Genomic DNA, 20977 nt, shown 5'->3' with positions numbered 1-20977 from the left:
GGGCTCCTCTGCGGTTTTCCTTTTTTCAACTGCCGAGTCTTGGATGAAACAAAAAGCGATCATACGCATTGAATCCGTCGAGAAGGTCTATGACATGGGCGAGGTCAAAGTCCACGCGCTGCGCGGCGTGAACCTCGAAGTCCTGGAAGGCGACTATATCGCCATCATGGGTCCTTCCGGGTCGGGGAAATCGACGTTGCTGAACCTTCTCGGCTGTTTGGACCGGCCTACCGCCGGGCGTTTCTATCTCGGAGGCGATGACGTTTCCCAGATGGACGACAACGAGCTGTCCGAAGTTCGCGGGCGGAAGATCGGTTTCATTTTCCAGTCCTACAACTTGATTCACCAGCTTTCGCTGATCGAGAACATCCAGATGCCGCTGTTTTATCAAGGCCTGGACACTCCCAAGAACAATTCGCGGTGCGAACGGTTCGCGGGCCTGGTCGGACTCGGCGACCGCCTGCACCATCGGCCGAGCCAGCTTTCCGGAGGCCAGCAGCAGCGCGTCGCCGTCGCCCGTTCCCTTGTCAATGATCCGCTCATGATCCTGGCGGACGAGCCGACCGGCAACCTCGACTCCCGGACCGGGACAGAAATCCTGGATCTCCTCGATCGCCTCAACCACAGCGGCAAGACCATCGTGCTCGTCACGCACGATCCGAACACGGCGGCCCGGGCCCGGCGCGTCGTGCACATGCGCGACGGCGTTATCGACCGGATCGTTGAGCAAGAGCGGCGGCCAGCCCCGGGCCATCTCCCGGACATCGAACACCCGACCGACGCCGTTGAGAGTCGATCAGCGTTCCGGCTCGCGCTGCGCCCGGTGCGCACCATGCAGGTGGGGATCAAGAGCCTTCTGCTGCACAAGCTCCGTTCCGCGCTCACGATGCTGGGAATCATCTTCGGAGTCTGCTCCGTCATTGCGATGCTCGCGATCGGCGAAGGCGCGTCGTACGAAGCGCAGGAAACGATCAAGAAACTCGGCAGCGCCAACATCATCATCCGGGCCGTCAAACCGCCCGAAGACACCAAAACCACCACCGCGACCTCTGGCCGCGGCTCGGTCATCGAATACGGCCTGACCTACAAGGACGCCAGCCGCATTCAAGCGACGATTCCGGGCATCAACCACGTCCTGCCCATGCGCATCATTCGCGAGAACGTCCGCTTCTTCCGGAATGAAGTCTCCGGCCAGGTGATCGGAACCTACCCGGTGTACAGCGAAATCGCCGGCCTGGACAGTCTGCGCGGCCGCTTTATCACGGAGACGGATGACCTTCATCAAAACAACATTTGCGCGATTTCGGCAGGACTGGCCAAGCGTCTGTTCCCGTACCAGGATCCGCTCGACCAGGAAATCAAGATCGGCGCCCATTATTACCAGGTGGTCGGGCTGGTGCGTGAAACCAGCACGGAGGAAAAACGCCCGCAATCGGGCGAAACCACCGGCCAGGCGCTCGACAACAACGTCTATGTTCCGCTTTCCGCGGCGCGAAATCGCTTCGGCGAAACTCTGATCCGCCGTTCCGCCGGCAGCCAGGAAGCCGAGCGCGTGCAACTCCACCAGATCACTGTGCAGTTCGCCAGCACCGCCGACGTGGAAACCGCAGTGCCGCAGATCGAGACCTTGCTCGAACGGTTCCACACCAAGAAGGATTACGAGTTGATCGTTCCGCTCCAACTCCTGCGGCAGGCCGAGCAAACCAAGCGCATCTTCAATATCGTGCTCGGATCAATCGCCGCCATTTCCCTCCTGGTCGGCGGCATCGGGATCATGAACATCATGCTCGCGACGGTGACGGAACGAACGCGCGAGATCGGAATCCGGCGCGCGCTCGGCGCCAAGCAACGCGATATCACCGCCCAGTTCCTCGTCGAAGCGATCGTCCTGGCGATTGGCGGCGGCTTGATCGGCGTGAGCCTGGGCGTGCTGACGCCGTTGATTGTGTCGCGTTTGACCGACATGGTGACAATTATTACGCCGCTCTCCGTCATGCTGGCTTTCAGCATCTCGGGCGCAGTCGGAATCATCTTCGGTCTCTACCCCGCCTCCCGCGCCGCCAGCCTTGATCCCATCGAAGCGCTGCGGCACGAGTGAACGCGGAAAGGGAACCGGACAAAGGGCGCGAGCAGTGCGGAAGTCCCTGACTTTGGAGGATTGATGCGGTTTGATGTTACTGAGTCGTTCCAGTATCCTGGCCGCGGTGTCCCGGCTGTGGTCACCTTGGTCGTTGAAGGAAAGGCGAGCACGCTGGAGGAAGCTGGGTGGAGCGGGCTACCAGCCCGCCTCGCGAGGCAACCTGCCGCGTGAAAGGTCGTGGGTAATTCCTTGCGATCCGTCCAGGACTGATCCGCGACCGTTCCGTCCGGCTGGTAGCCGGACGGAACAGGCAAGTTGCCTGTGCCACCGACAACATGTGGCTGCACCGGAGGTTTCATTGGAGGTTCAGGGAGGTTCAGGTTCAGCTTGCGAGACGGGTAGTTCATCGACTAGATTGCCGAGCAAGCTTGATCCAGTTGCGACCTGCGCCATGCTCACGTTTCTTAGCCAGCCTGTCCGCCATTGCGACGGCGTCTCGCGGCGCACTTTCCTGAAGGCAGGCGCGTTTGGCCTTGGTGGTCTCACGTTCGCTGACTTGCTCCGCGCCGAGCATGCCGCCAGGCGAGGTTCATCGACCAAAGCCATCATCAACGTCCATTTGGATGGCGGCCCGCCTCAGATGGATCTCATCGATCCCAAACCGGAGACTCCCATTGAATTTCGCGGGAATCTGGATTCCATTCCGACGCGGATTCCGGGACTGCACGTCAGCGAGTTGATGCCCCGGGTGGCCTCTATCGCGGACAAATTGGTTTTCATCCGTTCGCTCGTTGGCGCGGAAGAGCAACATCACGCGTTTCAATGCCTTTCCGGCTTCGAGGAAAAGGACCTCGCAAACATCGGTGGCCGTCCCTCTCTCGGTTGCGTCGTGGCCAAGCTGCTGGGCTCGCCGGAGGATTCAGCTCCGTCCTTTGTCGATCTGATGCAGGGGCGCCCTCTGGTGCGAAACAGCGCTCGGCCTGGCTTCCTCGGCCCCGCGTATAAGCCGTTTCGCCCGGACATTTCGAAGTTGTTTCATCGCGAACTGGAGCCGGGGATGAAGAAGGAATTGGCCGCCCGCGGCTCCGAACACACTTTGAGCCTGGCGTTGTCGGAAGGCATCACCGTGGGCCGCTTGGAGAATCGCGTTGAATTGCTGTCCAACCTGGACGTGCTGCGCCGCGAAATCGACCGCAGCGGCGAGATGGAGGCGCTGGACAAATTCACGCAGCAAGCCGTCGGCATTTTGACTTCGGGCAAGTTGGCGGACGCGATGGACCTGGGAAAGGAAGATCCGCGCCTGGTGGAGCGGTACACGCCGCGATTCAACGGGAGCGACAATCTCTTTTACACCAGCGAAGGCCCGAAAGCCGCGCAGAAACTGTTGCTGGCGCGCCGGCTCGTTGAAGCCGGCGTGCGATGCGTGAGCCTGTCGATCAGCGATTTCGACACGCACTCGGACAATTTACAGCGCATGCGCGATCTGGTGCCGGTTGTGGATCACGCTCTGCACGCCTTGATCACGGACTTAGACGAACGCGGCATGCTCGACGACGTCACCATTGTCGCCTGGGGCGAGTTCGGGCGGACGCCCCGGATCAACAAGGATGGCGGCCGCGATCATTGGCCGCGCGTCGGCATGGCGATGATGGCCGGCGGCGGGATGCGCGTTGGGCAAGTGATCGGTTCGACCGACCGTTTCGCCGCCGAGGCCACTTCCAGGCCGGTCCACTATCAGGACGTGGTCGCCACCTTGTATCACAACCTTGGCCTCGACCCGCGCACCACGACCGTGACTGACACCAGCGGCCGGCCGCAATTCCTGGTCACGGTGGGCCAGCCGATCCGAGAACTGGTTTAGCAAGCACGCTTGGCAAGAATTATGACCATCGTGAAATTGGCCTTCCTCCTCGCGCTCCTGTTTCACCCAACACTCCTGCCTGCCGCTGCCCAAACTGCCTCGCTGCCGGTCAAGGTCCAGATCTTCGAGAACTCGAAACCCGGCGCCGAATTCGAGTTGAGCAGTTCCGAGCCGGTCGAGGAATACGCCGAGGCTGCCTTTGGTTTTATTCGTTTTCCGACAAAATACTCCGCTAACGCGCTGCCTCTGGACCGTTCGACGCCTTTCGTGATCCGCGCCTCGTCGAAGCGCGCATTCCCGGCGGGCGAGTACGAGTTTCAGTTGCGCGCAAAGGGAGCGGCGCGTTTCCTTCTGGACGGCGAAATCCTTCTCACCACGAAACCTCAGGAACGAAACACCTCCGGCAACGACCCAGTCCCTCCGCCCGTAGAACGCAACGATAGTCCGATTCGGCCGGCCCCATATCCACACCAGGAAGTCATCGCCACGGTGAAACTAGATGGGCAGGAACACAGCTTTTCTCTGACCGCCGTGATCGGAGGCAAAGGCCTCGTCCCGTCGCCGGGCGAACTCTCGGTCAGCATGGGGCGCCGCGATGAGATCCCGCGCTTGCTTGGCGATCCGGATTCCCCGCTCCTCACGGACGAAGCGTGGGAATCGTACGCTCAACAACAAATCGAAAGGCAGCGGCAAGAAGATGTCGTTCGCCGGAGAACCTTGAGCGCCGAGGTCGTCGCGCTGTGGGACGAATATCATCAACAGGTTCGCGCCAGGGTGAGCCGCGAACCCGCGCCAGCCGTTCCAAAGGTTTCGGCGCAGACTCCGGTTTTCAACGGCATCGACCGATTCATCGGGGCGCGGCTGGAACAAGTTGGAGTGCGCCCGACGCCTTTGAGCTCCGATCTCGATTTTTTTCGCCGGCTTTCGCTGGACACCATCGGCGTCGTCCCGTCGCCCGAGGAAATCCAAGCGTTTCTGAGTGATCCCGCTGATCAACGCCGGCCGCGCGCCATCGAGCGGTTGCTCGCGCACACCGGCTGGGCGGATCACTGGGTCAGTTATTGGCAGGACGCGCTGGCGGAGAATCCGGGCATCCTCAAACCCGACCTAAACAATTCCGGTCCGTTCCGCTGGTGGCTGCACCAATCGTTCACGGACAACATTCCCTTCGACCGCCTGGTCGCAGAATTGGTCCAGATGGAAGGCAGCATTTCTCTGGGCGCGCCCGCGGCCTTCAAGCTGGCGACGCTGAACGATTCGCCGATGGCCGCCAAGGCGGATATTCTTTCCCAGGCGTTCCTGGGCGAAAAGCTCTCTTGCGCCCGCTGTCGTGTTACGTTTATTTGACGCAGATTGAAACCGGGCCGAACGGGTTGATCCGCGCGCCCGACGTCGATGAGGAACGGCAGCGCCGCCGCGAATCGCTCCTGGGCGCGTGGAGGAATGAATACCTGGGAAAGCATCCGAACGACGAAACTTTCCGCGCGCAGTCCGCCGTCGCCCAGCAAGGCTTCCGCATGGCCGGGCCGGAGTTCTTGAACGTTTTCGACCTGGGGCGCGAAGCGCAATCGCTGCGGGAAGCGTATGGCGGCGAATTCGGCCAGCGCTGTTTGCTCGCGCGGCGGCTCGTCCAGGCGGGCGTGCGTTTCGTAGAGGTTTCCTTCAATCTGAATTTCCTGAACGGCACGGGCTGGGACACCCACAATGACGGCCAGCTCAAGCAACATTTGCTCATCAAAGATCTCGACCAGGCCTTCGCCACGCTGTTGCGCGACCTGGAGAAGAACCGGCTGCTCGACACGACCCTGGTGGTGATCGCCACGGAATTTGGCCGTCCGCCCGAATTCGACAGCGGCGGCGGACGGGGGCATCAATCCGTGGCTTTCACGTGCGTTCTGGCGGGTGGCGGCTTGCGCACGGGGCGCGTAGTGGGGCAGACCGACGACCTGGGGAAGACGGTGGTGGAGAAGCCGGTGTCCGTAGCTGATTTTCACGCCACGATCCACAGCGCCCTGGGGATCAATCCAGGCAAGGATCTTTACGCGGATGACCGGCCCGTGCCGATCACAGACCGAGGCGTGCCGATTCGCGAGATATTTGGTTAGCCCTACTTTCTGCTCAACCCTCGATAAAGAATCTCCAGCCAGCGGCCCGGGTTGATCATGGGGCCGGCCCAATTCTTCCATTTCTCCGGCAGGCCTTCGGCTTTGATCTGATCGAGCGTTTTCCCAGCGGCAATGGCATTCTCGACGATGCCTGACGTCTCGACCAGCATGGCATGGAATTCCTTCATCTCCTTCAGCGTGCTTAGCGGGCCGTGGCCGGGAATGATTTTTGCGTCTGCGGGAATCTTCGCGATCGCGGTCTCCACGTTGCGGATGAAGCCGCGCACGTCGCCGCCGCCGGCCAGATCGATGTTCGGGAACCGGCCCGACGCAAATGAGTCGCCCATGTGCACGACGTTCGCGCCGGTAAAATGAATGATGCTGTCGCCGTCGGTGTGGCCGGGCGGGACATGGAGCATCTTGATTTCCTCACCGTTGAAGTGCAGCGAAAGCGCGTCGTCGAATGTGATAATGGGCAAACCCGGTTGCGACTCGCTCGGCCCTTTTCGCAGGCGTTTGCGGACGTTCGTGTGCGCGATGATGTGCGCCTCGCGGCCAAAGTGGGCGTTGCCGCCCGTGTGATCGCCGTGATGGTGGGTGTTGAGCACGAACTTCAGTTTGCCCGGATTCAACTGCTTCAACGCGGCTTCGATCTTTTGCGCGAGCGGCGCGAACTGGTCATCGACAATCAAGAGGCCGTCCGGCCCGACCGACACGCCGATGTTCCCGCCCGCGCCTTCGAGCATGTAAATATTCTTGGCGACCTGCGTGGCTTTGATCTCGACTTTGGAAAAGTCTTGTTGCGCGGGGGCGCCGATAGACAGCGCCAGGAAGATCCCGAGGGAGAGGAACGAGGTTTTCATAAGTGCTGAATAGTTGGGTCGGGCTTTGTTCCCGGACATCGTGCCGAGAAACTTGCGCTGCGTCACCAAGAATGCGGCTGGACTGGGAACTCTTCGGCAAACGAAGGTGGCGCCAGGCGCCTGCCGAGCTGTGCGTCGATGGCGATTGGCTTGGCAGTGGTCCTCGCCCCACCGTCGGTCACGGAGCGAAAGGACAAGGATTGATCGTCTTTCATTTCTCAACTTGCGGGATGCGGTGGTTCCATTAATTTCCGGGCTGGTTATGCCGATTTACGAATTTGCGTGCCCGAAATGCCGGGTCATTTTCAGTTTCCTCTCGAAGCGGATCAATCCCGACCGCTTGCCGACTTGCCCAAAGTGCGGCAACAAAGGGATGACGAAACAAATGAGCGCCTTCGCCATGCCACGCGGCGTGAAAGAGCCGAAGGCCGCGAGCGATGCCGAAGGCGGCGACGCGGGCCCCATGCCGGATTTCGATGATCCGCGCGTGGCGCGCGCCATGGGGGAGTTGGAGCGCGACATGGAGCACATGGATGAGAACAATCCCAGGCACATGGCGCACATGATGCGCAAGATGAAGGACATTCTCCCGGCCGGCTCCATCCCCAAAGAACTCGATGTCGCCATCAAACGACTCGAAGCAGGTGAAGATCCGGAGAAGATCGAGGAGGACATGGGAGATGTCCTGGGCGATCTGATGGGCGGGCCTGACGACGAGGGCGGCATGGGCGGCTATGGCGGCGGTTACACGAGGGACAGCGGACTGTACGATTACTAAATGGCGCACATTCATGAGAAAATCGATTTCACGGTGGCAATCTTTGTCGTGGAGAGCGGCCGGGTGTTGATGGTGCACCATCGGCGGCTCGGCAAATGGCTGCCGTTGGGCGGGCATATCGAACTGGACGAAGATCCGGAGATCGCTGCGCTGCGCGAAGCCAAAGAGGAAAGCGGCCTGGACGTGGAACTGATCGGCGAACGCCCGCCCACGACAGGCCCTGGGACGCGCGCGCTGATTGCGCCCCGCTTTCTGGATATCCACCGCATCACGGACACGCACGAGCACATCGGCATGATTTATTGGGCCAGGCCTGCGAGGGGTCAGGTGAAGCTGGCTTCCGGCGAGCATCACGAAATCCGTTGGTGTTCCGCGGCGGAGCTGGAGTCGTTGCGCCCGGCAATTTCGGAGGCTGTGAAGTGGTATTGCCTCAAAGCCATCGAGGAGATAGCCGATCCGAGACCGGGTCCGGCTGCACCTGATAAGACTGGCGCCGCGGCGCTGGCCCGCGCTGTTTAGCCGGCACTTCGCCAACTCTTCGCGTGAACCAGACGGTAGGGCGAGCCTGTCCCCAGCGAGCCGAGTCGGACGTGTTCCACGCGCGTCGAGCGGCTCGCCGGGACGGACTCGCCCTACCGAACGGTTCATGAGCCGCGTGCATGGTTCTGAAACCCAAGGAGGCCTGGCATGAATTCGCCGTGAGCAACCCCCGGCTCATCTTCTTCGCACTGGAGGCGCTGAACTCGCTCTCGACCTCCTACTATTTTTTCTACCTGTTCTTTTTCATGGCGGACGAGTACGGCTTCGACAACCGCGACAACCTCGCGCTGGCGGCCCTCAACGGGTTCGTCTATATGGCGAACGCGTGGCTCGGAGGGCGCTTCGGACAACGGTTCGGATACCTCACCGCGTTGCAGGTGGGCGTCGTGGGCATGGCTTTGTCCCTGATCGTCGGCTACACCCTCCACAGTGCTTGGGGGCACATCGCGGTGATGGCCCTTTGCACGCTCGGCATGGGTTTCACCTGGCCGAACCTCGAGGCGCTGGTGAGCGAGGGAGAAAGTCCGGCGGCGCTGCCGCACACGCTTGGCATTTATAACATGGTTTGGGCGGCCATGGGAGCTGTCGCTTTTTTCCTCGGCGGGGCGCTGTTGGAAGCGCTTGGAGAACGAAGTTTGTTCTGGCTGCCGGTCGGGATTCAATTGGTTCAACTTCTCCTGATCGCGAGACTGAAGAGAAAAACCGGCGCCATCGTTCTCGCTTCCCGTGAACCTGACGGTAGGGCGAGCCTGTCCCCAGCGAGCCGAGTCGGACGTGTTCCCGGCACGTCGAGCGGCTCGCCGGGGCGGACTCGCCCTACCTGGTTCACGTCCTTGCCGCCTTTGAATCCGCGCCCAATTGCGCGCGCGAAGATGTTTCTGAAGATGGCCTGGCTGGCGAATCCGTTCGCCTACATCGCGATCAATACCGTGGTAGCGGTCGTTCCGGGAATCGCCAAACAATTCGGACTGACGCCCAGGCTGGCCGGATTCTTTTGTTCCATCTGGTTTTTTGCGCGAGCGGTTACGTTCTGCGTGCTGTGGCTGTGGAAAGGGTGGCATTACCGGTCTGGCTGGTTCCTGGGCGCTTACATGCTGCTGACGGCAGGCTTTGCCGGCGTGTTGCTCGCACCGAAGCTTGCTCTGGTCATGCTGGCGCAGATTGCGTTCGGCCTCGGACTGGGGCTGATTTATTACTCGTCGCTTTTTTATTCGATGGACGTTGGAGAAGCCAAAGCCGAGCATGGCGGTTTGCATGAATCGGCCATCGGAGCCGGCATCTTTGGCGGACCGGCGATTGCGGGGACCGCGCTCTACTTCAATCCTTCCAATCCCCAAAGCGGCACGATCGCCGTCGGCGTCGTGCTGGTCATCGGGTTGGGGGCGTTGCTGGCGATGGCTTCTCGGAATCGAGGACGGTTCTAACCAGGCGGTGGGGCGAGGCTCCCGCCGAGCCGTGGTTACAATTGAACGAAATGCTCCGCAGGAGCGTCGCGCCACCGGCTGTGATGGCTCTTGGCGGCTAAGCATCCTTGACCGTGAGCGGGCCGTCGAAAGATGTCAGGCTGATGACTTCCGTTTTGGCCACGTGCGGGCCGTGCCGTTCGCCCCGCGGCGCGAAAAAGAAGGCGCCGGTTGTGTAAGTCACGCCGGATTCTTCCCACTCGCCGGAGAGAATATAAACCGACTCGTTCGCGAGCGGATGGATGTGCGCCGGAACGGTGACGCCTTGTTTGAATTTTCGCAATACGGTCACGCCGCCGGTGGAATCGTTTTTATGGAGAAACAACAGTTCGACGCCGTCGTACGGTCCCGGCTGCCAGGCCTTGTCTTTCGCGAGTGCAACGTACTGGAACATGCATCCATGAGAGTCCTGGGTCCGGGAATTGCAAGGCGCAATTCCGGATCCATTCTTCCCATCAACCAGACGGTAGGGCGAGCCTGTCCCCAGCGAGCCGAGTCGGCCGTGTTCCAGTCACGTCGAGCGGCTCGCCGGGGACGGACTCGCCCTACCAGGTTTACTGTATGGGCCGAGTGCAGGTCCGAAAGGAACGGGCAGCTTTCCATGAACAGTCGGTTCGTAGCCGCCGCGGTAACGAGGCGGACACTTTGGTTAATTAATTAGATCGATTCCCTGATCCGAGTACGTAGCGGCCTGGTGGATCGTGGGGATATAGGCAAGCCCGGTGAGAGGGCTGTACGACATCGCATGCCAGTTGTGGGCACCCAAGGCGCTGGGAGAAATCAACGCTGGGCTGTTTTCGTAACGGGCGCCAGGAATCTCGACCGGTCTGCCTGTCGATTTCTCGATGTGCGACGCCCAAGTCGTTTCGGCGAACGGTTCGGCGGAGATCAATTTGCCGGTCTTGCGATCGATGACATAGAAAAAGCCGTTCTTGGGCGCATGCAGGATGGCCTTCACCACTTTGCCGTCGATGGTCAGGTCGGCCAGCACGATGTCCATGTTGGAGTTGTAGTCCCACGATTCGCCCGGCGTGGTTTGATAGTGCCAGAGGTATTTCCCCGTGTCGGGATTCAAGGCGACGATCGAGCACAGGAAAAGATTGTCACCGCCGTCCGGGCTGCGGATTTTTCGATTCCAGGGCGAGCCGTTCCCCGTGCCGACGTAGAGCACGTCCAGTTCGGCGTCGTAGGTGAACCCATGCCAGGCATTCCCGCCGCCGCCATGTTTCCACCATTCACCTGTCCAGGTCTTCGCCGTCATGGCCATGGCTTCGTTCTCAAATCCGTCCGCTGGATTTCCCGGCACGATGTAGAACTTCCACGCCTCCTTTCCCGTCTCCACATCGTAAGCCGTGACGAAGCCGCGCGAAGGGCCGTTCTCCGTGCCGCCATTGCCGATCAGCACTTTGCCCTTAAACGCTTTCGGCGTGCCCGTGATGTAGAGCGCCAGGTTGGGATCGTATGCCGTAATGCGTGATCCCGGGGAGCGTGACCAAATTCTTCACGCCCGTAGCCCGCTGGTAAGCGAGGATGGCGTGGTCCCGGTTGTCGAATAATTCTTCCTTCTCGGCGATAATGAACAGTTTCGCCACGTGCTGGCAGCGACCCAGGTCCTCGACGGGGGCATATCCAATGAATCTTTCCAGCACCGGCGCGCCTTTCAGCGTGCCGAATTTCTCGCCGGCTTGGGGGTATTCGATCTGGCCGCGCGCGCGAGCCGTTCCTTGCGTGAACGTTTGGTTCCGCATCTGGGGATTGTTGATCACCCAGCGTCCGTCCATCGCTGCGACCTGGCTGACGAAAGCCTTCACGCGCGGATCACGGGCAGCCACGTAGGCGACATGTCCGCCTGAGAAGGACGAACCCCACAAACCGACGCGCCGAGGGTCGCACTGAGGATCGCCCATCGTCCAGTGGATCGCGTTCATCAGATCGGTCGTCTGATCGATCGGATCGACCACGCCTCTGACCTCCTTCACTTCCGCCATCCACTTGTGATCCTTCGAGGCCGGCTTGCTGCCGGCGAGGATCACTCGGGAATCACTCAGACCCCATCCTCGGTAGTCAAACGTCACCACGAGATAACCTGCCTGGGCGAACACGATGGCGTCCGGACGCAATTGTTCCGCTAATCCGCCCCAGCCATGGCACATGATGATCGTGGGCAGTTTGCTTTCCTTTGGCTCCCTGGGGGCAAACACCTCCGCGGCCATGCGCGCGCCTTCGCTTTGAATGGTTGCCGCGCGGAACGTGATGTCAGCAGGAACCGCGAAGCCCGGCCGGCTGTCTTGGGCTGCCAACCCACCACATGAAACCAACGTCAGCATGGAAGCCAGGAGCACTGTCATCGAGGCCTGAGTTGTGGTGTCTGTATTGCCGCCGGGTCTGCTGGCGCTCGTGAAATTTGGACCTGAAACCACGGCAGTGCGGACCTGCAAATGTTCCGCCAACACTCGGCGAAACTCAGTGACGCCCACATCGCGCTCGCAGCAGACCAGCATCAACGTGCCGTCGCATTTGAAGTTACCGTCCCATTCCATGACCTGGTCGTCGCTCCAGGCCGGGTCGAACCGAACCAGGTGCTCGTCGCTCAGGCGCGAGAGATAAGCTCGGAGACTTACGTCAGTTTCGTCCATGGGCTGGTTCGCGGGCCAATGTTCGTAGTCGATTTCGTTCGAGTGGTTCATAGGGGCTTTTGAGTCATGAGTTCACAGGGTCGAATGGTTCACTCATCGCAAACTGTGCCGAGCGTCTTCGACCCGTTGGGCAGGAGCGTCTCGCGTTCGCGATCATGGCAGGTCCAGCAAATCTCTCCGCGAGGTTGCCGTTGGTGCCCCGCCGTCGAACTCCGATGCACGCTGTGGCAGGAAAGGCAGGTCACCTCCTGGCGGCCATGTTCGACCATGTCTCGCACGTTCAGCAGAACGTGCCGATCGATGGGATTCAATTTACCGATGGCGGCGTTCGAGAAATTCACTGCGAAGTCCTGGAACAGATTGTCACCGGGCACGAAATTGTTGGGAAAGGGCCGGCCGGTGCTGCGCGAACGGCCGGAGCGGATGTGGCACGAGCCACAGATCGACGCGACCACTCGCGCCGGGTCATTGCGCTTTCTCGCCAGCAGAATGCCGGACGTGTCCTTCGTGTGTTCCAGGCTCGCATCGCCATGACAGGCGAAGCAATCGATGGAGGTGGCCGCGAACGCGCCGGTGCGCGAATCAACACCGGTCGCATGGCAGCCGGCACACCGGGCGGCAAACGCGCGGGTGTCCCAGTGCGGTGCCACGTGCTCGGATGGCGGCTTCGCTGCAGACCCGGCTGGATCGGTCCGCGCGGAGAGCAAGTCGAGATGGCCGTACGCTTCGGATCGCTTGAGCCAGCGCCATTGATTTGTTCGGCCCAGGGCAAACTCCACTTCTTTGATCAGCGACTCGGGGAGTTTGGAGGATTTCAGCCCCTGACGCGCGGATGGATCGAACTCGACCAGACGGACGGTTGATTGATGCCGGTTCTTGGTCCAGGCCGGCCCGATGCTGACGCGATGGCAAAACAGGCACTCGTCCCCGGAGATGAACTCGGGAAGCAGCCGGCCCACGTGGTTGGAACCCCAGGCGGCTCGATCGAGCGTCGGCTCCAATGCCGCCGCCGAGAGCGACACTGAAGCGATCATCAGCCCTGCGGCAGCTATGGCAATGCGGGCCGCGGCCTTACGCTTCTGCGCGCACCCAGCCATAAGCCGCGTTGTCACGCTGCCCTCCCTGCTCCAGATAGGCCATCTTGAGCCGCGACAGGGAGTCCTTGGGAAACGCCTTGAGTTTGGCGTTCACGTCCACGCCGTAGATTTTGGCGGCATTCAGTCCGAAGATCTTTGCTTTGTCTTCCTTCGTGAGTTTGGCGTAACCAAACTTCTCGCACAACTGATCGCTGATCTGGAACCGCTTGAACGCGTCGATGACCCATTGCGGCGATCCCCACCACAAGCAATCGGTGCCCCAGACCACATGGTCGGCGCCGTAGGTTTTAATGTTCCGCCCGATCAAGTGCATGCACATTTCCGGGTTCGCAATGAAGAGCAAGCCAAAGGAGGAACCGATCTCGCAATAGACATTGTTCATCCGCGGATTCCGCTCCTTGATCTTCATCAGCTCCGCATGCCACAGGAAGTCGCCCGTGGTCGGATCGTAATTACCATCGTTCTTGAACTCCGGCTCCCACGGGCCGTGTTTCATCGCGGAGTGGTAAATAATGAAGGTGAGATCCGGATGATTCAGCGCCGCCTTTTCGACATCACCTGGATGCGCGAGGTGGCCGAGCGTTCGCGACTGGGACGAGAACCCTTTGTGGACGCTAAAGATTTTCAGTCCGAGTTCGATGGACTTTTTGTAGAACGGGTAGGCCAACTTTTCGTCGTCAAGCCGGAAGCCGTTGCCCGAGCGGCCAGGGTCCGTGTGGCAATACCACTTCCAGGAGTCGATGCCGTAAAGTTTTTTCTCGCGTTCCATCTGTTCGAACAAGGCGGGGAAATCCGGCTGATTTTTCGTGCGGTCCCAATAGTGGTTCGGAGCGCAATTGCCCTGGCAGAGTGCGCGGGTGCAGCCGGCTAATTCGTTGAGTTCCTTTTTGCGACTGGACATGAGCCAACTGGGCAGCACGCCGCCGCCGCGCGCTTTGCCTTCGAGCGGCACACCCGCGTTATCTTTCGGGTTCTCGCGTCCGGGCACACCGGAGATGACGATCAAGCTCGTCTCGCTGTCGAAAAACAACTCCTTCACGAAATTCTTGAAGCTGTAGGCCTCGGGGTTCTCGTCGAGCTGGAATCCCATGTCCTTGACGAACGGCGCGTTTCGGATGCCCAGCGGCACGCCGTCCGTGAAATGCGTCTGCACGTCGAAGACGAAGTAGTCACCCTTGGGGAACTTCTCCTCCGTGGCCGCCCGTTCGAGGGTTTCGGCGGCCTCAACGTCCCAGCACGGGCCATAGACCATGTTGCTGGCGATAAAGGCCGTGGCCATGCCCATGGAACTGCGCAGGAAATCGCGTTTGGTCATGCCGAGCCGTTTGGACTTTTCTTCAGCCAATTGGCCGATGAGGTGTTCCCATTGCTTTTGTTGCTGGTTCTGCGGGCGCGGGATGAATTCCTCGGTTGAAATCACCTGGGTTGGGATGGGGGAATCGACACCCTTGGTCTGATCACGTTGCCATTTTGGGACCCACATATTCTTGAGCATAAAATGATAGGAATTTGCTTTTTCGCGGATTGAAGGGAGCGTAGCCGTACGGGGTCAGGGCTTCAACACAAATGTCCGGCAAAAATGGCCGCCGGCTCAACGTTCTGGTCCGATTCTGGTCGGAAGGATTCTGGCCTGGGACGGTCTCCGCGTCCGTTCCAGGCCAGAATCTTCACGAAGGCGCCGTCCGCTGTGGAATTTTGGCCTCGCACGGACAGCGCGCCTGCGTCAAGCCGCCCGTCACGATTACCTCACCGTCACAGCCCGCAATGCCGGAGAATTTTCTCGATCACATCGCGCTCCCGTCGCTCGATGAAGCGGATGATCTTCATCGTTCCGCCGCACTTGGGACAGAGCAACGGATCCACACCTGAAAATTGCGCTTGGGGGAATTTTCGTCGCGCAATGCATTGCCAAGTTCACGTTGCCGGGCGGAAGTGGCGTCGTCTAAACCGGTCGTGGATGGACTCGGCAGCTTCTGGAAGGCCGACTGAACAACGACATCCAAGCGAGCTCGGTCTCGTCCTCCGTATTGCTCGCGCGGATCACTTCGTTCAATTCTGGAGGTGGGAGACCACCAGCCGCCCGCCACTCCCGTTGCAGCATCGCCGCGGCGACCTCCAAGCGTCTGCTTCGCTCACGCGAGGTCGCCTTGCGTTGGATTGCGGTCTCGCGGGCGTTTGCGGTGCCCTCGCGGAAGAACGCCAGTTGCGCAGACAATTCCGCCTGAAGTGGCGACCATCGCTCACTTTGGCGAAGTTCGTCCAACCGCTCCAGCATCATCGAGGCCTCGCGGGTGAGTTGATCAGTGAGGAAGCCAGCGCGTTTCATGGCCGATCGCCATTCGGCGACCGTCTCCCGTAGCGCGTGCAAGTGGGCGAGGCACTCGCGTTGACGTCGGCGGCGAACGGCTTCGAGATTGACAACTTTCGGGCCACTCATGGCGTTCAGGATCTCAACCCGGCTGCCGCTTCCAGCAGACGGCGTTGTTCAGCGTCGCGGTCATGATACCACGCACGCGACCAGACACGGTGAACACCTGGGATGCTCCGCTGCAAGACGCGAGGGCGCCACAGCTCGCGCGCACGCGCGGCGACCAGCAACTCGTGTCTCGGCGGATCGCACTCGATGCCCAGGCCGAACAATCCTGTGCGTGCATCCACAAGCGCGAGATCGAGCGCGAAAGCGTCGCATTCAGCGCCCGCCACGGGCTGATGCCCGTGCCGTTCGAGAAATTTCATAACCTCGCTGACAAACCGCCGCCTCGAATCCATTGGCCGCCCCGGAGTCGCCGCTCCGTCACTCCCGAGCGCCCGCAACGCAGCGTCCGCGCCGGCCAGATCGCCTTGCTGAAGCTTGTGTGCATAGTCGAGGTACGCCTGCAGAAAATCACGCGCCAAATGCGCCCGCCGCCGTCCACCGCTCGTTGTGAACGATGATACTTCCGACACTGGCACGGACGTGACGAGCACGACCTTTTCCCGGGCGCGAGTTATCGCCACATTGAGCCGGCGCTCGCCACCTTGTTGTCCGAGCACGCCGAAGTTGCGTCGAAACACGCCGTGCGGATCGCGGCCGAAGGTCGTCGAGAAGATAATCCAATCGCGCTCGTCACCTTGCACGTTTTCGAGGTTCTTGACAAAGAAGCGCATGTCTTCTCCTTCTTGCGTTCGGTGCAATTCTTGTTCGAAAGCGCTGCGAAAGGCAGCGTCACTTTCCGCGCGTTCTTCAATTTTTTTGAAGATCAGGTCGGCTTGCTTCAAGTTGAACGTGACCACGCCGATGGTTGGCCGCGTTTGGGCTGAGCCGTTCAACCATACCTTACAGAGCAGCTCAACGATGCGATCCGCCTCGCCGGAATTACACTGGTCCTGATACAAGGTGTCGGCGCGGATGACCTCAATGGGGCGCGCGCGGTGAATCTCCGCCTCAGGATGCTTCGCCGGAACACTCAGACGATCCGCGTAGAATGCCGCGTTCGAGAACGCGACCAGATGGCGGAACTTGGAGCGGTAATGAATCTCCAGCGTGGCGACGGGTAGAACATCTTGGGCGAGCGCGAGCACGTCTTCACAATCCTTTACTTCGCGCCGGTTTGCCGCCTCCACTCGCTGCTGATGGAGCGCAGCGTTGGCATCGGCATCGTCGCTTTCCAACCAGTTACCCGTTTCCTCGTCCTCATCGCTGCTGAACCGTGAACTGAAAAAGCTTGTCGGTGGAAGCTGCTTTTCGTCCCCGCTGACGACTGTGCGGCGCGCTCGATAGAGCGCCGGCAGGGCGCACTCGACAGGCAATTGCGACGCCTCATCGAACACGATCAGATCGAACAAACCCGCGCGCAATGGAAACACACGGCTCACCATTTCTGGGTTCACTAACCAGACGGGACGCACGCAAAACAAACCCAGCGCCTCGCCGCGATCCGTTACCTCACGCAATCGCCGAGCGCGTGGGCCACTCAGCATGACGATTTCGTCCCAGGCTTTGCGTGGGGCGAGTGCATCAGCACGCGCGGCGTGGGCAAGGAGCTGCCGGTTCGCTTCGCGCATGTTTATTTCCAGTTCGCTGAGCAGGCGCACCTTGGATTCGCATTCCGCGCGATCCATCACGAGCTGCGGGCGGGTCCGCTCCATGGTGTCCTTCCAGCCCAGCAGCGCCTCCCGCCACAGTGTGCGCCTGAATTCAACTGCCAAACTGTCTGGGCGAACGCCGCTCCACAACCTTTCGCTTTCACGCATCACCGCCAGAATCCGAAAGGCAAGCGCGCTCAAGTTCTGCGCCCGAACACGAAAGGTCTGGTATGCCGCGACAGTTGACAGCGCGTTTGCGAGGGCCTGAACGCCTTCAAAGCTGTCTGCGTTTCCTGTGATGAATTGTTGCTGCTGTTTGACCCAGTCGTCATTGAACCACATGGCCCCTTCACTGGTCCGGCGAATGTGATTAACGGCGCTTCCCTCGAGTCCAGTGGTGCGATCCAGGACTGACGATTGGTTCCCATCGAACTTCCACAACCCTCCGCTGAAGCCTTGGGCCCAGTAACATCCGACCCAAAGAACTCCATTCGCATCGAACGCTACCCCACTTGCGTTGTTCGACGGCAGACCGTCCGCGCGCGTAAACGCAGTGATCGGACCAGACTCGTATCGTGCCAACCCGCCCGAAGTAGCAAACCAAATGCCTCCGTCAGGCGCCGCTTGAATGTCCATCACCCGTCCATTCGGAAGCGGAATTGGCGCGGCGAAAGCAAAGAGTGTTGGGCCGGTTAATCGCAGAGCGCCGCCCCCTCCCAGACCAAACCAATAGGTGCCATCATCTTGTTCAAGAAACGACGTCGGCACACTTCGTCTGAAGTTTCTAGCGAAGAAGAGGTCAGTGTCTGAGTGAGAGGCCGGAGCCTGTGCCGGGAGGGCATCCTTCATCGCCACCGCTCCGGCGTGATCACCTTCGATTCGTCCTCAGCCTCGCGTTCCCAACTGAAACCAAAGCCTTCCCTTGCGATCAAAATGGAGCGTATCAATCCAATCGTTGGTTCGAATAAGGTCGGCGGCGACTGGTTTCATCGTCTGGCCGTCCCATTGCGCCAGTTCGCCTCGGTCTTTAGTAACAACCCAAACCATTCCGTTAGGCGCCACCGCCAGGGGCTTGTTCCGCCAAAAGGTAAAGAGGCTATCCTCAATTCTGGAAACCCCAGGTACGGACTGAAATCGCTGGCCGTCGAAGAAGCAGAGACCCTCGCGGGTGCGGAACCAAATCCGCCCATCAGGTCCCTGTTCGATGTGGAAGATCTCGCCGCCAGCCAAGCCATTGGTTGCGGCATAAGTCGTGATGCGCCCCTCCTTAATTCGGTTCGCTCCGGACGCACTCCCAACCCATAGGGACCCGTCCCGGGTCTCACAAAGGGAAAGCACCGAATCATCGAGCAGTCCATCCACGCGGCTCAGGGTTTTAAACTGCCGTCCGTCAAATCGCGTCACCCCATGCGCCGTCGCGAACCAAGCCGCCCCCATCTTGCGCGAAAAGGATGCGCCGGATGTCTTCGGACGGCAGGCCGTCCGCCGTTGTATAAGTCCGCCAGCGGCCCTTGTCGCGGGGATGAATCTTGAAGGTCCGGGTCTGGACGCCTTGCAAGAAATCAGTCCTTAGAGCGTGTCCGAAAATTCCGCGGGGTCCTGTTTTCGCGCCAAAGGCCGGATGGCGAGGCGCAACGAAGGAGAATATCCTCCCTGGAAGTACTCTACGAGCAACTCATGATCGCCAGCGGCGAGCTGCACATTCTTGCTTGCAAGTCGAGCGGCGTGGACTCCATCGTCGTACAGCACCGGTGGATGACCATCAATTACGATTCGCACTCCATCATCGCTTAAAACCGACAGGGTGTATTCTCCGGCTGTCGGAATCCTGATGATGCCGGACCAGCGAACTGCGAAGTCGGCGGCTAAGCCGGTCTCCCCGAAGCGGGGGGCCTGTCGATAGCTAATCTGGGACTCGATTCGCCGAAACAGAGGTGTGCGCGTGAACCAGGCATCGTCAAGAATCCGGGACCCGTCTCCCAGACTGTCCGAAATGAGAAACACCTCAGCGACGAGGCCGGGTTTGAGTTCGCCGCCTATCGCCACGCTTGCCGGCACGGATGCGAGCGCAGGGATGGCGCGCGTCGCCGTGGACTCCACCTCGATGGCGACCGAGTAGCCGAGCAGCGACTCATCCAGCGCGCGAATCAAACCGTTGATCCGAGGCCATGGGCGCAGATCGAGAGTGATGGGTCGCGCGCCGGGAGGATCGATGGATAACGTGTGCTCGTGCCACGCGACGTTTTCACCTTGAAGCGCGAGGAGCGTCCATGTGGGCGGCAATCTATCAACGGAGAGTGCGAACTCGCCGTCCGCGTCCGAGTTCGTGCTCGCCAAGGCCCAACCACCGGTTCGCAAGTCGGGCGCGGCAGTGGGGTCGAGCGTCTGGACTTGAACCCAGACATAAGGGGCAGGCCGACGCGCCTCGTCCAGCACGCGACCGCGGATGATTGTGGCGGGTGTATCCGAAGGCGCAGCGGGCGCGGTCTGGCCGGTGATGCCTAGGACGCTCCAGGCAAGCATTGCGAACAGCAAGGTGGGGCAGGCAGGGGATTTCATTGGAATTGATGACGGTGCTCAGCAAACGCTAGCGTCCACGAGGCTTGACGCTGCATTGGACGGCACACATTATCGGATCGTGAGTACTGCTGAACGGATATTTGAGAAAACCAAGACACTTCCGCCGTCCTTACAGAAGGAGGTCCTGGATTTTGTAAAATTCCTCGAGCAAAGAGGGAGTCCTCCGCAGGATGGTTGGCACGCGCTAAGCCGTGACTATTCAGTAGCCGAAGCGGTCACTATTTGGGAATCGTTGATGGACAATGACATTACCATCAATTCCCACACGGGAAGCGGCTCACCAAACAGTGACCGACTTCATTAGACTCCAAACTCCCGAACAATCGATCCAAATCGGATTTACCGACCAGAAAGTCAGCGGACGGGCCGGACTGCTGACGTTCGCTGGTTTTCTCCATTGGCACCGCTTCGGCGAGCTGCTGGCCCGAGTGCTGCCGCATCAGCGCCACAGCAAGAAAGCCATTCCCGTGGCCGATCTGGCACTGGGCTTCTTGAGCGGTATCCTGGCGGGTGCGCAGAAGCTGGCGCAAGTCGCGCATCTGCGGCGCGACGTGATGTTGCCGGTGCTCCTGGCCATCCAGCGCATCGGCAGCCAGTCCACCTTCACGCGCTTCTTCCAGGGGTTCACCAGCGCCGGCCAAAACCTGGCCACGTTCCGTCCGTTGTGGCGCTGGTGTCAGGAACGGTTGCCCAGCCGCCCGGGCGGCTATGCTCTGGACTTGGACTCGACCCGGCTCCTGCACGAGGACGGCCACCAGGAAGGGGTGGCCGTTGGCTACACTCGTTTGGGGACCAAGCCCTGTTTGCATCCGCTCTTGGCTGTGTTGGAAGAAGCCAAGCTGGTGGTGGGTTTCTGGCTGCGGCCGGGTAACGCCTCGTGCGCGAACAACGTCGTGGCCTTCACGCTGG

General features: G+C 60.5%; 18 protein-coding genes. 9 read left to right on the top strand and 9 right to left on the bottom strand.

Going from position 1 to position 20977, the window contains the following annotated elements:
- Nucleotides 1-43 precede the first annotated feature (43 nt).
- The 4 genes from FJ398_08210 (at nucleotide 44) to FJ398_08195 (ending at nucleotide 6046) form a co-directional block, all read left to right on the top strand.
- Nucleotides 44-2098, top strand: a complete 2055-nt coding sequence (locus FJ398_08210; GenBank protein MBM3837935.1) for an ATP-binding cassette domain-containing protein — start codon at nucleotides 44-46, stop codon at nucleotides 2096-2098.
- 433 nt (nucleotides 2099-2531) lie between these two features.
- Complete coding sequence (locus tag FJ398_08205; GenBank protein ID MBM3837934.1) at nucleotides 2532-3941, top strand: DUF1501 domain-containing protein; 1410 nt, start codon at nucleotides 2532-2534, stop codon at nucleotides 3939-3941.
- 21 nt (nucleotides 3942-3962) lie between these two features.
- Complete coding sequence (locus tag FJ398_08200) at nucleotides 3963-5288, top strand: DUF1549 domain-containing protein (GenBank protein MBM3837933.1); 1326 nt, start codon at nucleotides 3963-3965, stop codon at nucleotides 5286-5288.
- Entirely contained in the window at nucleotides 5258-6046 is a 789-nt protein-coding gene (locus FJ398_08195; protein ID MBM3837932.1) for a DUF1501 domain-containing protein, read from the top strand. Before FJ398_08200 ends, FJ398_08195 begins: the two co-directional genes overlap by 31 nt.
- 2 nt (nucleotides 6047-6048) lie before the next feature.
- On the opposite strand, the gene FJ398_08190 is transcribed toward FJ398_08195, so the two are convergent.
- A complete protein-coding gene (locus FJ398_08190) occupies nucleotides 6049-6909 on the bottom strand; it encodes an MBL fold metallo-hydrolase (GenBank protein MBM3837931.1) in 861 nt (286 codons plus the stop codon).
- A gap of 262 nt (nucleotides 6910-7171) precedes the next feature.
- Here FJ398_08190 and FJ398_08185 point away from each other — a divergent pair, with 262 nt between their 5' ends.
- The 3 genes from FJ398_08185 to FJ398_08175 all read left to right on the top strand — a co-directional run bounded on the left by FJ398_08185 (nucleotide 7172) and on the right by FJ398_08175 (nucleotide 9651).
- The gene (locus tag FJ398_08185; protein MBM3837930.1) at nucleotides 7172-7687 is read left to right on the top strand and encodes a zinc ribbon domain-containing protein; all 516 of its coding nucleotides are present in this window, start codon (nucleotides 7172-7174) and stop codon (nucleotides 7685-7687) included.
- Nucleotides 7688-8206, top strand: coding sequence for an NUDIX domain-containing protein (locus FJ398_08180; GenBank protein MBM3837929.1), 519 nt, complete (start codon nucleotides 7688-7690; stop codon nucleotides 8204-8206).
- Between the two features lie 140 nt (nucleotides 8207-8346).
- A complete protein-coding gene (locus FJ398_08175; GenBank protein MBM3837928.1) occupies nucleotides 8347-9651 on the top strand; it encodes an MFS transporter in 1305 nt (434 codons plus the stop codon).
- A 97-nt stretch (nucleotides 9652-9748) separates the two neighbouring features.
- Here the strand turns inward: FJ398_08175 and FJ398_08170 are convergent, their stop codons facing one another.
- From FJ398_08170 to FJ398_08135, 8 genes are all read right to left on the bottom strand, one after another.
- Nucleotides 9749-10084 (bottom strand): hypothetical protein, encoded by a 336-nt coding sequence (locus FJ398_08170; protein ID MBM3837927.1) that lies wholly within the window; start codon nucleotides 10082-10084, stop codon nucleotides 9749-9751.
- A 255-nt stretch (nucleotides 10085-10339) separates the two neighbouring features.
- The gene (locus tag FJ398_08165) at nucleotides 10340-11188 is read right to left on the bottom strand and encodes a hypothetical protein (protein MBM3837926.1); all 849 of its coding nucleotides are present in this window, start codon (nucleotides 11186-11188) and stop codon (nucleotides 10340-10342) included.
- On the bottom strand, nucleotides 11103-12377 hold the full coding sequence (locus FJ398_08160) for a hypothetical protein (GenBank protein MBM3837925.1): 1275 nt from the start codon (nucleotides 12375-12377) through the stop codon (nucleotides 11103-11105). The genes FJ398_08165 and FJ398_08160 overlap by 86 nt, the downstream gene beginning before the upstream one ends.
- Nucleotides 12378-12415: 38 nt before the next feature.
- Nucleotides 12416-13423 (bottom strand): hypothetical protein, encoded by a 1008-nt coding sequence (locus FJ398_08155; GenBank protein ID MBM3837924.1) that lies wholly within the window; start codon nucleotides 13421-13423, stop codon nucleotides 12416-12418.
- Complete coding sequence (locus FJ398_08150) at nucleotides 13398-14918, bottom strand: amidohydrolase (GenBank protein ID MBM3837923.1); 1521 nt, start codon at nucleotides 14916-14918, stop codon at nucleotides 13398-13400. The genes FJ398_08155 and FJ398_08150 overlap by 26 nt, the downstream gene beginning before the upstream one ends.
- Before the next feature lie 947 nt (nucleotides 14919-15865).
- Nucleotides 15866-18337 carry a hypothetical protein gene (locus FJ398_08145; GenBank protein MBM3837922.1) on the bottom strand — a complete coding sequence of 824 codons (2472 nt, stop codon included), beginning with the start codon at nucleotides 18335-18337 and terminating at the stop codon, nucleotides 15866-15868.
- A gap of 36 nt (nucleotides 18338-18373) precedes the next feature.
- Entirely contained in the window at nucleotides 18374-18925 is a 552-nt protein-coding gene (locus FJ398_08140) for a hypothetical protein (protein MBM3837921.1), read from the bottom strand.
- A gap of 132 nt (nucleotides 18926-19057) precedes the next feature.
- A complete protein-coding gene (locus FJ398_08135) occupies nucleotides 19058-20047 on the bottom strand; it encodes a hypothetical protein (GenBank protein MBM3837920.1) in 990 nt (329 codons plus the stop codon).
- On the opposite strand from FJ398_08135, the gene FJ398_08130 reads away from it, so the two are divergent.
- Nucleotides 19935-20372, top strand: coding sequence for a DUF2281 domain-containing protein (locus tag FJ398_08130; GenBank protein MBM3837919.1), 438 nt, complete (start codon nucleotides 19935-19937; stop codon nucleotides 20370-20372). The two genes, FJ398_08135 and FJ398_08130, sit on opposite strands and share 113 nt — an antisense overlap.
- On the top strand, nucleotides 20311-20977 hold a 667-nt coding region (locus FJ398_08125), incomplete at its 3' end, for a hypothetical protein (protein ID MBM3837918.1). The genes FJ398_08130 and FJ398_08125, both read left to right, overlap by 62 nt.

This window comes from Verrucomicrobiota bacterium (assembly GCA_016871535.1).
Classification (GTDB): Bacteria; Verrucomicrobiota; Verrucomicrobiia; order Limisphaerales; family SIBE01; genus VHCZ01.
The sequence above is the reverse complement of the archived record's forward strand: the minus strand, read 5'-3'. Positions and strand labels throughout refer to the sequence as shown.

What these genes read in the sequence shown, in the direction of transcription:
- FJ398_08210 (MBM3837935.1), top strand. Translation starts at nt 44, where the DNA reads ATGAAACAAAAAGCGATCATACGCATTGAATCCGTCGAGAAGGTCTAT.
- FJ398_08190 (MBM3837931.1), bottom strand. Translation starts at nt 6,909, where the DNA reads ATGAAAACCTCGTTCCTCTCCCTCGGGATCTTCCTGGCGCTGTCTATC.
- FJ398_08145 (MBM3837922.1), bottom strand. Translation starts at nt 18,337, where the DNA reads ATGAAGGATGCCCTCCCGGCACAGGCTCCGGCCTCTCACTCAGACACT.
- FJ398_08130 (MBM3837919.1), top strand. Translation starts at nt 19,935, where the DNA reads ATGATTGTGGCGGGTGTATCCGAAGGCGCAGCGGGCGCGGTCTGGCCG.
- FJ398_08135 (MBM3837920.1), bottom strand. Translation starts at nt 20,047, where the DNA reads ATGAAATCCCCTGCCTGCCCCACCTTGCTGTTCGCAATGCTTGCCTGG.
- FJ398_08180 (MBM3837929.1), top strand. Translation starts at nt 7,688, where the DNA reads ATGGCGCACATTCATGAGAAAATCGATTTCACGGTGGCAATCTTTGTC.
- FJ398_08170 (MBM3837927.1), bottom strand. Translation starts at nt 10,084, where the DNA reads ATGTTCCAGTACGTTGCACTCGCGAAAGACAAGGCCTGGCAGCCGGGA.
- FJ398_08200 (MBM3837933.1), top strand. Translation starts at nt 3,963, where the DNA reads ATGACCATCGTGAAATTGGCCTTCCTCCTCGCGCTCCTGTTTCACCCA.
- FJ398_08175 (MBM3837928.1), top strand. Translation starts at nt 8,347, where the DNA reads ATGGTTCTGAAACCCAAGGAGGCCTGGCATGAATTCGCCGTGAGCAAC.
- FJ398_08155 (MBM3837924.1), bottom strand. Translation starts at nt 13,423, where the DNA reads ATGGCTGGGTGCGCGCAGAAGCGTAAGGCCGCGGCCCGCATTGCCATA.
- FJ398_08140 (MBM3837921.1), bottom strand. Translation starts at nt 18,925, where the DNA reads ATGGGGGCGGCTTGGTTCGCGACGGCGCATGGGGTGACGCGATTTGAC.
- FJ398_08160 (MBM3837925.1), bottom strand. Translation starts at nt 12,377, where the DNA reads ATGAACCACTCGAACGAAATCGACTACGAACATTGGCCCGCGAACCAG.
- FJ398_08150 (MBM3837923.1), bottom strand. Translation starts at nt 14,918, where the DNA reads ATGCTCAAGAATATGTGGGTCCCAAAATGGCAACGTGATCAGACCAAG.
- FJ398_08205 (MBM3837934.1), top strand. Translation starts at nt 2,532, where the DNA reads ATGCTCACGTTTCTTAGCCAGCCTGTCCGCCATTGCGACGGCGTCTCG.
- FJ398_08185 (MBM3837930.1), top strand. Translation starts at nt 7,172, where the DNA reads ATGCCGATTTACGAATTTGCGTGCCCGAAATGCCGGGTCATTTTCAGT.